Here is an 11,775-nt window from a genome sequence, read left to right on the forward strand (position 1 = left end):
GGTGCATGTTGCAGCAATCTTCTATAACGGAGTACCTAATACGACAGATAATGAATTGTATATTAATGGCGTAAAGCAGAATATAACAGAAGTTAAAGGAAAGACAACATATACGGTTGCGGCAACCTCATCGGCGTTTATATCAGGAACCGAACATGCTAGCTGGTATCGATTTGGCGGTATGCTTGGCGAAATGAGAGTATGGAATTATCCACTTACCCAAGATCAAATACATGCTAATTTGTATAAGGTATTTACAGGAACAGAAGTGGGACTGGCAGGGTATTGGAAATTGGATGATGGATTTAAGCCAGATACAGCTCTTCATTTTACGAGTACCAACCAAGTCTCTTTACAAAATATTAAGGTAGATCAAGCGGCGGGGGCCAAAAATACAGTAGAGTTCTGGATGAAATGGGACGGAACCAATTCTGTGATGCCGTTTTCGTGGAATACGAACTATTCGCTCTGGATTGCAGACGGATATTTTGGTTTTAATACGGGCGAGGGCAATATCATTGGTATACCTTCAGCTCAGTTGAAGGACAAGTGGGTGCATGTAGCTGCGACCTTCTATAACGGAGTGCCAAATGCGACAGATAATGAATTGTATATCAATGGCGTAAAGCAGAACATAACAGCAGTTAAGGGGAAGACGACGTATTCAGTTGCGGCAACTCCATCGGCGTTCATATCAGGAAACAGCGATAAGAGCCTATACCGATTTGCTGGTAAGCTTGGTGAGATGAGAATTTGGAACTATAGGCTTTTACAATCTGAAGTGCAGGCTAACATATATAAGGTGATTTCAGGCAAGGAATCTGGGTTGGTTGAGCATTGGAAAGCTCATTCTTAATCCTAAAATAAATGACAGCATCTTCAGGGAATAGCGCGCCCCAAAACTTGATTACATATTAATGGTTGGAGCATGTATTCTTTGTATACTGTTTTTTACGTAATTCTCCGATTCTTACTTAGGCAGCTAGTCCGATAATCTAATAGGAAGATGGCTCTTTTATTATCTTGGCCGCCATATAGAGTTGAGTAGAAGTTTAATTAAATACAAACAAGGATGGTAATTATTAATGCTACGTCATATTCACTTGAGTGTAAAATGTATTGTTTGTATTTGTTTGTTGGTCGCGCTGGCTTCGCTAATACAGCATTCAGCAGATGCCAAAGAGTCTTCTAAACTAAATATTGAGTTAGGTTCAACGAGTGATAAGGTTAGAAAATGGGGAATGCTTTCTCCGAATATCGGACATCGTACGGGTAAAGCACAAGGAGATGATTGGATAGCCATACCTCCAGAAGATAAGCCCGGATTTTTAGTTTTTGGACCTTATGTAGATGATCTCGATATAGGAGAATGGACTGCAACGTGGTCTATGAAGGTGTCCAGTAGTATAAATGCTTCCTCTAAAATTGCTCGGTTGGAAGTTTATGATCCTGATTCTAATGAGGTATTGGCTTTTCAAGAGCTTACAGGCTATCAATTTTCTAAATCTCATGGCTATCAGGATTTTTACTTGAAGTTTATGAAAACAAAACCAAAACAACGATTGGAACTTAGGGTTTTCTGGTATGGAGAAACCACACTTCAAGTGAATCATGTGGCTGTCCATCAAGCAGCAAAATTGGATTTTATAAAATCATGGAAGATGTCCGATCCTGCACTCGGTCACAGAATTGGCAGAGCAGATGGAGAGGGTTGGTCAGCCAATATGCAGCAGGATAAGGAAGGTTTTTTAAGCTTTGGACCTTATGTGAAGAATCTCCCGCTAGGAGCATGGAAGGTAAGCTTCCCATTGATAATCGATAACAACTCTGCGGATAATGCGAAAATAGTTCGCTTGGAAGTCTATGATCCCGATGCAGATGAGATTTTATCGTCACGGGAAGTGACGAGGCAGCAATTCCTCTATTCTAATGTAACGCAGTATTTCGAAATTCCATTTGACAATATATCAACGGATTGCCGATTAGAGTTCCGGATTTACTGGTACGGGGTAGCCAAGGTTACGGCCAAAGATATATCCATAGGCAAATCTACAAATATAGTCTATAAGAAAACATGGAGTTTATCAGAGCCTGTGATTGGGCACGGAACTGGTAGATTAGATGAAGAGGGCTGGTCAGCGAATACGCAGCAAGACAGCGAAGGATTTCTGACTTTTGGACCCTACGTGAAGGATGTACCTGTAGGAACATGGGAAATCAATTGGCCATTAATGATCGACAATCATTCGGCAGATAACGCAAAAGTAGTTCGTCTAGAGGTGTTTGATGTTGATGCCGATGAGATCCTATCCTTCCGTGAGATCGGACGGCAAGAATTTGAGCGTCCGTATGAAAATAAAAGTTTTAATTTGAGATTCGTCCAAGTAAACCCGAGTCACCGATTGGAGTTCCGAACCTATTGGTATGGCAATGCATTTATCAAAATGAGGAACCTTCAAATGAAGGGAACGTATCCAAGTTCATTCGGGAAAGTGTGGAATATGTCTGATCCGGCAATGGGGCATAGAACAGGAAAGCTTATTGAGAATGCATGGGTTGTGGAGCCTCAACAGGATCAATCAGGATATATGAGTTTCGGGCCCTATGAAAAAGGTATGGAAATCGGGACATGGATAAGCACTTGGTCGATGAAATTAAAGAATAGCAGTGATAGCAAAGATCCTGTCGTAAGGCTTGACATATACGATGCTGATACAGGAGAGATTATTCAGCAGAAGGATGTATATCAAGAGCAGTTTATTATCAATCATTTTCAAGATTTAAATGTTCAATTCAGAAATGAACATCCGGGGCACGCACTGGAATTCAGAGTTTACTGGTATGGAAAACATCCTGTTGAATTGAAAAGCATTAAAGTAAACAAAACAAGGGTTTTGGATGAATACGTGTATGATAAAAATGGTCGCTTGATGCAGTGGATCGGGGCTAATGGCAGGAACAAATACTATCGTTACGATAAGAACGGAAATATATTAAGGGTTATAGATATGGAATAATGGGATATGGACTCCAGTGTACTTGATGTGCAGAACAACTAAATTATAGGAACAAAGAAGGCTCATAAACTCATGGGCCTTCTTTGCTGTCGTGACTTAAATGTAATTTTATTTAGTAGAATCGATAGACACTACTTCTTTATAAGCGAAATCGAATCGGCAAAAGCCTCTCCTACAGCGCCCGAATCGGCAACAACTCGTACAATTATTTTCGTCGTATTCGGCTTCGTGCGAATCTTAACAGAAGCTTGTCCCCATTGTCCTTGCTGAGGAACCAATACTGCATCACCATCATATACACCGATGTTTTGATTGTCGAATTCATAGGTGTCCACATAGAAGCTACCCTGCTTCAAGTTGTTGTAAATGTTAGCTCGCAGCTCGTACTCCGTATCTGGTTTAACCGGAATGAAGTAGCTGTCGCTTGAAGTACCACGTATGGGCGTATCCGAATAAAAGCGAATGCTATGTGAGCCTTCATGCGACAAATGTGCTGAGATGGCCATAGTCGGGCTGAAATTCCAGAAATAAGTTCCCTGCTCGAAGCTTGCGTTCGGAAGCAGGTTATTTGTTTTCATTTTTTTAAGCATGTTCCCATTGATGTCATAGACATATTCGATTCGGTAATCTGTATGCAGTGCATCTAGCAGCTGATTTGCCGAGTTATATGTATAATAATGATTTGCAATAGAGGGCTTAGGGATATGAGCTACTTTGACTTCCTTTTTAATCATATCGCCAAACCATGCGACACCATCCTGAACCATTCGCCAGTCGGTGATCAATACTCCTTCATATGCCGGAGCGACCATATTGAAGGTAAACGTCACGGTATCACCGTATTTTACGGTGCCACCGTTAGGAATGACGTGTCTGCCAATGGCAAATGGATCACTATCGTCAACGGCTCCGAGGCGAACGGCGGTTGCTTCCGACCATTCTCTTTTTCCTGTATTTTTGACCGTAACCGATACCTCATGCGTAGAGCCTGGTAGCATCGAATCTGGAATGGTATTCGAGACGATCTGGGCGCTTAAATCTTGGGAAGGTGCGATGCTGAGATCGTCAAAGTAGCTTCTGAAATACCCGGTCTCCGAAGCCTCGTGGTCGTCATAGGCGACAAGTACTTCCTTAATTGTTTTTCCTGTGTGTGGAGATAAATCGACCTCGACTTGAACCCACTGATTTAATGGATCATTCCGATATGCAGGGTGCATTCGCTGCCCTCTTGTATCTGTAATGCCGCTATCTCGCAAAGTAGACCCATCTTCGAACACGAGATCAATCGCCATTCTTTTACTTTGTGTATACTGGTAGTGATAGACCCAATAGGATAATTTCATTCCTTCGTGGATACTTAAGTTCAAATTCGTATATAGCTTGAAGTAAATGAAGCTGTTCTCCGAATTGCTCTTGTCTTGACCAGCGACGCGGTAATATCCAACTCCACTATGAGGCTGGATCCCCAGTTCGCCATTCACAGTAGAGGCCTCAGGAGGAATTGTTGAATAATAACCTCCGACATTGGCACTATATGCTGTTACCATTCCAAGGCTATCATTATCGTGGCTTTCGAACGTATTACTCAACAAACGCCTCTGTCCATTGTCCGCCATCGCATTTGGAATAAGACAAGCAAATAATAAGAGAAAAGCGATAACCATTTTAGACACTTTAATCATCAGAACATTAGAACCCCCTATATAGTTAGTAAGTAAATTCATTGTAAATTTTAATATGACTATTGGAAAGAGTCGAGTCGAATGCGTTCCATTTTCTTTTTCTATTGTGGGAAATAATAACTGTTAAATAGGCCTTATAGACTATATACTAAATACTTCGGAAAGAGAAGGGGGAAATGTTGTGAAATTAGCTTTTAAAAAAAGTTATTTAATGGGTATAGTGACGATAATGTTAAGTTCCTTTCTGATTTCAAGCACCGCTAGTGCTAGTCTCACAGAGAAAGTGCTTGTAAATCAAGAAAACTTTGAACGAGGTACGTATGAAAGTACAAAAGTTGCAATGGCTTTGGGGACTGTTGCTAATCAGGTAAACAGTAGTTCATATTCTAATATGGTTGACATAAATGGTGATTTCGAGAGGGATTCCAACCATAATCAGTTGCCTGATTTTTGGGAAGTTGTTTGGCGAAACGGGGAAAGTTCGAATTCTTACGCAGTATTAGCTCCATACGAACCAGTACAGGGTAAACTTCATTATAGGTTATACAATGGGGACGACGATGCACAATCTTATCAGTATGTGCTATCTGATCAGATTCCTGTTACGGGTGGATCAGCTTATACAATTAAAGCATTTCTAAGATATACTTTGCCTGTGGGACGAGCTGAGATGAGTATTATCCAAGGAGACGCACAAGGGAATAACAATGGGGAAATTCATTACACCTACAATAACGGCGGATGGAAATGGAATGAAAAGAACACTAGCTTTATTCTAAATCCAGACACCAAGTCTATCCGCATCCGTTTTGGAGTTGGTGGCGAAGTCGGTGCTTATTTGGATGTTGATAAGGTCGAGTTAACTCAGCTTGATATGAACGAGGGATTTGAGAAAGACGAGAATTCTAACAATTTACCTGATTTTTGGGAGACAGTATGGAGGAACGGTACCAGCACGAATCCATTTGCTACAATAGCCCCATATGAACCTGTAGATGGGAAATATCATTATCGATTATTCAATGGATTAGACGACAAGGAATCTTTTATGTATGCTTTATCGGATCCTATTCCTGTTCTTGGAGGATCAGCTTATGAATTTAGTTCCTACTTAAGATATTATTTGCCTGAAGGACAAGCTTCAGTAAGTATTATCCAAGCAGACGCACAAGGGAATAACGTAGGGGAAATTCATAACGTATATGGAAATGGAGCTTGGAATTGGAAAGCACATTATACTCGGTTTGTTGTTCAGCCGAATGTTGCATCCATTCGTATCCGGTTTGCGGTGGGTGGAGAAGTTGGGGCTTATTTGGACATAGATCACACAAAGCTACATCTGCTGAACAGTGAAGGAAATCTTAATTTTATCCGCTATGAATATAATCAAAGTAATGAAGTAAAGCGAATCATCTATCCAAATGGAAAGATTGTTGAAATAGAGTATGACGCCAATGGCAATCAGGTACAGAGAAAGATAGTGAAAGAATAGTTACATCATATACTGCTAAAATATATCGTGAGTTGTTGATATAATGATTATAGAGTCATCAAACCTCCATTATTTACAAATAAATGCTAACAAATAATAAGTGTGCAGTAGGAAAAATAATGCTACTATATGAATCCGTGAGCATATGAAAATTAGTATTATAGTCCTTTTAGATTCCTTTAGAATCAAGTATTAATTATATAAAAAAGGAGGGTTCAGGATTATTTTGCGATCAAAAGAAGCATTTATCAAAATTACGGTAATACTTGCATTCTTCATTCTTATTTTTATTTATAGCGAGAACAGCATATTTGCTCAACAAGACAAAAATACATATGTATCTAGTAAAGACTACAGTTCCATTCAAGGGGAGAATCAATGGTTTTATCAGGAATGGAATGGGAAACAGTATGTTGATTTGGAGTGGAATGAATCTGAACGACTATGGAGGGGGAGTCATCCTTTTACGATGATTGCAGCAAATATTCATCATCCAGATGAAACAGATGTTGTAAGGAAATGGGTAGCTCCCAAGAGTGGTTTGATTCGAATAAATGGACGCGTTGCTAAGAGTAATCCTGGATGTGGGGACGGGGTAAGAGTAGAGATTCGGAAAAATACGAGATTACTTTGGACGACCCATATCGAGTATAACGACATCGACGGAGTAACGACAAACTACGAGACGCACATTAACTCTGGTGAAGCACTTTACTTTATCGTGAATAAGGGAGAACAGAACAATTATTGTGACGGTACCTATTGGGATCCAAGCATCACGTATCTAGACGCGAACACTTCATTAGCCTATTCTGCCTCTGAAGGATTTAGCTCCGTTCAAGGTCAAAACAATTGGTATTATGAAGAGGGTAAGGAGGGGGCTTTTTCCTTTCTGAATTGGGATGGGAAGGAAGAGGTGTGGAAGGGGAGGAATCAATATTCGCTCATAGGTCGTTCTTTTCATCATCCAACCGATCTAAGCTCTGTACGAACTTGGAATGTTCCGAAATCCGGACTGATACGAATTTCGGGAAAGGTGGCCAAAGGGAACACGAAGTGCGGAAATGGAATTATTGCATCCATCCAGAAAAACAACAAAGTCATATGGTCGTCGCTTATTCGATTCGATGATGCAGAAGGTATCCAAGTCCAACATGATGTGACTGTTCATGCAGATGATAAGTTGCGTTTTCTAGTAGCTTCGAATGAAAATGCGGATTGTGACGGTACATCATGGGATCCGCATATCACTTATATGGTACCAAATGCTGATCTAACTTACTCATCCGTTTCTGGATTTAGTCCGGCACAAGGGCAGTCGAATTGGTATTATCAAGAATTTGAAGACTCCAAATATGAGGATATGAAATGGGACTTTAACGAAAAACAGTGGAGAGGAAAACATCCCTTTTCGATCATTACACATAATATGCTGCATCCTGATAAGTCTGATTCTGTCCGAAAATGGGTGGCTCCAAAGTCAGGCTCGGTGCGTGTGAGCGGACATGCAGCCAAAAGTAATACAGCATGTGGCGATGGTGTCAAAGCAACCATTTTAAACGGGCTCACTCCCGTTTGGCAGGCGAAGCTGGATTACAACAATGATGCTGGAGTGGATCATGATATTGTACTGCCGATAAGCGCAGGCGGAGTTTTATATTTTGTAATAAATGCGAACGGTACTAATCAATGCGATAGTACGAATTGGACGATATCCATCCATTATGATACTGAAGCACATGCGACGATATATTCATACGATGCCGGCAACAAGATGGAAACGATAACATATCCAGACGGTAGAATCATTTATCATTACTATGATGCAAATGGCAACTTAATTAGGCGTGAAAAGAGAAAATGAATGATGTAATCTCTATTCATCTAATTGAGGTGTTTTTTGATACATATAAGCAAAATACTTAATTGAACAGGAGAAAAAGCGTGAAAAAGTACATATCACTAATTTTAACATTTATTTTAGCGTTTACGAGCATACCACTTACTTCTGCACAAGAAGTGATGTCATCCGATGCTGAGCTGTCTAATCTTTCAGTTACGGATGCAGTGTACAGCCAACAGCCTAAGGATCTAGATCCGCAAGATATTATTACAATTTCCTCAGTAGCTGAGAAATTTCAAGTTGATGGTGACTGGGTTTACGGTGAAATATCCAAAGGATACCTGCTGCACCATATCTATGAGGGGCTGCTGGAGAAGCAGCGCGGAGGATCGTACGAGCAGTATATGAACCGCTTGTATCCTGGTGTTGCGCAACAGATTGCAGTAACGACAAGCGTGTATAATACGGCTACGGTAACGACAAGTGTGTATGATCATTTGTCGAAAGTGGAGAGTGACGGGAATGTTAAGAAACCAAGCGTTACAGACTCTGTGTATGAGATTCCCAAATTTCGTCGCTCCAAGCGATCCCTGTCTTCTTCTTCGAACTATGATAGCTTTGCATTGAAGCAAAAAGAGCTGAAGTTCGATCACGCACCGTATTCAGTCGGGAGCGTTGGCGAGAACATTTCGACAGTCGACGGTTCTCTGCATGTAGAGCAAACTGATCTTATTCTTCCAGGACCGAATGGTTTGAACTTCGAATTGCGTCGTGTGTACGATAGTTCGCGCGGTAAAGATGATATTTATTACAATGAGGAAAGTCATAAACAGTTGCCCCGCAAGTCGGAAGAAGATTATCGTTCTTCGCTGGGGAAAGGGTGGATGTGGGATATTCCTTATCTTAAAGTAGCTGAGGATCAAAAATTCCTTTATCTGCCCCAGCGTGGAACATTTGCGATAGACGGATATGATCTGGTGGGGTATCCCTTTAGAGATTTGAGTTTTGGCCCGCATTACGGCGAATCGAAAGGGTCTGACGAGCCGAAAGATGCTAGATATGTTCTTACCGATTACAAGCAGGGATTGGATTACTATTTTGACGAAGGCGGCCTGCTTCTGCAGATAAAAGACGAATATGATAACATTCTCGACTTTTACCATAGAGGCATGAAACTAATTATGGTTGTTGCTTCTACCAAAGAGGGGAAGAAAAGTTCAAAATACAATGTTCTCTCCATTCGAGACAACGGTAATGATGTAGAAGCAAGGGTATATTATACAGATCCTGCGACGAATCAAACAAAGGATCAAGTTGTTAAATATATCAAAGAAAAGATATCTTTTAATTTTAATGATGAATATGTATTAAAAAAGGTTATCGATCCGGTTGACCGAGAAACAACTTATTATTACGATATTCGTCGATATATGCCATCCAACATTGTTCCGACATACAGTGTGTTTAACAAAGAGGAAAATTTCAACGAACAAATGTTCTATTGGGGAAAAACCGATTGGGTAACGCTGGGGATGATTGAGCATCCGACCAAAGCACAGTCTAAGTTCACTAGTTCAACCGTACTCCGTAAACTAGGTTTTTACGCGATAGAATACCAGGTCATATATAATGAACGCAAACTACTGTATAGCACGAATACAGGCGCTACCGTCGTCTCTGATCGGCAAACCGTTACTTTTCCAAAAGATTTTGGAAAGATATTCGGAAATGTTACCTATGATGTTAGCGTGGATGATGGCCGTACCATCACTAATCATAACTATAATGTTAGTTATAGAGAAAGATATGAAGACCTAAATGAAGGGAGCTACTATACGTTTCCGCTAGATCCGCCGATTCTTTATCATAATAGAAGCGAAACGACAGCAAAAGGAAGCAACGAACGCAAGACTGTTACCTACGAATATAATAAAAATTCGAAAAGGGAATTGATGCATTCCAAGCCCCTTAGCATTTCGGAAACCAATTACGGAGCTTCGGGATCTTCTACGAGAACGACAAGTTATAAATATGATGAATACGGAAATATCATTGAGGAGACTAAACCGCTTCAAGGAACCAGTTATTATGAATATGAGTATATCCCTCAAGCCCAGGCTCGAAAATTAACTAAAATGACTACGCCTGTTGGGCCTCAGTCCAACCTGATCGCTAAGTATGAATATGAAACCGAGCATGGTGGTCTTCAGCAGGCTACGCTGCAAGACGGTCAGGGACGGTTATTGAATCAAGTTCGCTATGAGCGCGACGTGCATGGCAATCCGACGACAATTCAAATCAAAGGCGATAACGCGAAGGATACCGTCATTCGGCAGGAATTCAATGAAATCTATAACTATATGTTCCCGAATAAGCAATCGGTAACGGTGACGGATGCGGATGGCGCGTCCGGAGAGTTGACGACAGAGGCCAGATATATTCCCGAGACTGGCATGCTGTATCAATATTTGGATGGAAAAGAGGATATAACCTATACGTATGATGATTTGAATCGTGTAACTGCGGTAACTTATGCTGACAAGTCGCAAACTAAGATTAAATATGACGACGAGAACAACCATATTGTAGTCACGGATGCGGCCGGACAACAAACGGAGCGATTCTTTGATCCTTTCGGACGATTAATCAAGGAAACGAATGGGCGAGGGACGGCAGAGCATCGTTACAACGAATATGGCGATTTGATTTCTAAGGGAGACTTCAACGGTTCGGCTACCGAATATGAATATGATGCCTGGGGACGTGTCATAGCTGAACAACCGGGGTATTTTGCTGCTACGCGTTATCAGTATGATGACGGCGCCAATACCAAGATTACGATGGATGGCACAAATAACCCGATTAAAGAAACGCACGATATTCTAGGCAGAGTGACAGTGAAGGAAGAGATCAAGCCATCTGGAAATGTGGTGTTGGCGCGTTACGTTTATGATTATGCGGGGAATGTCACGAGTTCCACAGACGCGAATCAGAATGTGACCAAGTATGAGTATGATGTCCTAGGAAGATTGCTTGCTGTAACGGATAGCGAAGGCAAGACAACCCGTTATCAATATGATCTGTCCGGAAATATGGTCGAAGTCAAATATCCAGACGGCAACACAGTGCAGAAACGGTATGACGAGATAGGACGATTGATCCAGCAGACCGATCCGAACAAGCAAAGCAAGAAAGTGTACTATGATGCAAATAGTAACGTCTCCCGAACGATTGATAAGAACGGGCAGTCTCAAACCTTTGTATATAATCATCTTGATTTGCTGACAGAAGCCAAAGCTGCTGACGAAACAATATCGTACAGCTACGATGCCTCAGGCAAACGATTGTCGATGACCGATGGAACAGGGACGACAACGTATGGATATTTTCCAACAGGTGAACTGAAATCGATTCAATATCCAGATCAAACTGAGCTGAGTTTTGATTACGAAAAACGTCAATTAAGAACGGAGCAAACCATTAAAGCACCGAACTTTGCTATGACCTCTAATATCGATTATCTCTATGAGGTTGGTGTTCCGACGAAGTTGCGAGCGCTTGGCAATGGCGCGACGTTATCCGAATTTACGTATGATTATAATCAGCAATCGAAGAAACTTGCTAATCTAGGTGCATCGAATGGACTCAGTGAAGTATACAATTATGACGGTTACAATCTAGCTGGCATCCAACAGAAGCAAGGAGAGGCGCTGTTTGGAAACTACAGCTATACCTATGATA

At 41.1% G+C, this 11,775-nt stretch carries 6 protein-coding genes; 5 read left to right on the top strand and 1 reads right to left on the bottom strand.

What is annotated here, in order from left to right; genetic code table 11:
- Positions 1-856, top strand: an 856-nt coding sequence (locus BBG47_RS25655) for a LamG domain-containing protein (protein WP_139070769.1), incomplete at its 5' end; no start/stop codon positions are given.
- 229 nt (positions 857-1,085) lie between these two features.
- Positions 1,086-3,017, top strand: a complete 1,932-nt coding sequence (locus tag BBG47_RS25660) for an RHS repeat domain-containing protein (protein ID WP_065294104.1) — start codon at positions 1,086-1,088, stop codon at positions 3,015-3,017.
- Positions 3,018-3,148: 131 nt separating this feature from the next.
- Here the strand turns inward: BBG47_RS25660 and BBG47_RS25665 are convergent, their stop codons facing one another.
- A complete protein-coding gene (locus BBG47_RS25665; RefSeq protein WP_065294105.1) occupies positions 3,149-4,699 on the bottom strand; it encodes an NBR1-Ig-like domain-containing protein in 1,551 nt (516 codons plus the stop codon).
- Positions 4,700-4,880: 181 nt separating this feature from the next.
- On the opposite strand from BBG47_RS25665, the gene BBG47_RS25670 reads away from it, so the two are divergent.
- From BBG47_RS25670 to BBG47_RS25680, 3 genes are all read left to right on the top strand, one after another.
- Complete coding sequence (locus BBG47_RS25670; RefSeq protein WP_065294106.1) at positions 4,881-6,191, top strand: hypothetical protein; 1,311 nt, start codon at positions 4,881-4,883, stop codon at positions 6,189-6,191.
- 226 nt (positions 6,192-6,417) lie between these two features.
- Entirely contained in the window at positions 6,418-8,055 is a 1,638-nt protein-coding gene (locus BBG47_RS25675; RefSeq protein WP_065294107.1) for a hypothetical protein, read from the top strand.
- Between the two features lie 80 nt (positions 8,056-8,135).
- Positions 8,136-11,775 (top strand): RHS repeat protein (locus tag BBG47_RS25680; protein ID WP_083189611.1); only part of this gene is annotated, 3,640 nt, incomplete at its 3' end.

The organism is Paenibacillus sp. KS1, from assembly GCF_001680695.1.
Classification (GTDB): domain Bacteria; phylum Bacillota; class Bacilli; order Paenibacillales; family Paenibacillaceae; genus Paenibacillus_B; species Paenibacillus_B suaedae.

Excerpts from the sequence above, each read along its gene's own strand:
- BBG47_RS25660 (WP_065294104.1), top strand. The coding sequence starts at position 1,086 with ATGCTACGTCATATTCACTTGAGTGTAAAATGTATTGTTTGTATTTGT.
- BBG47_RS25665 (WP_065294105.1), bottom strand. The coding sequence starts at position 4,699 with ATGATTAAAGTGTCTAAAATGGTTATCGCTTTTCTCTTATTATTTGCT.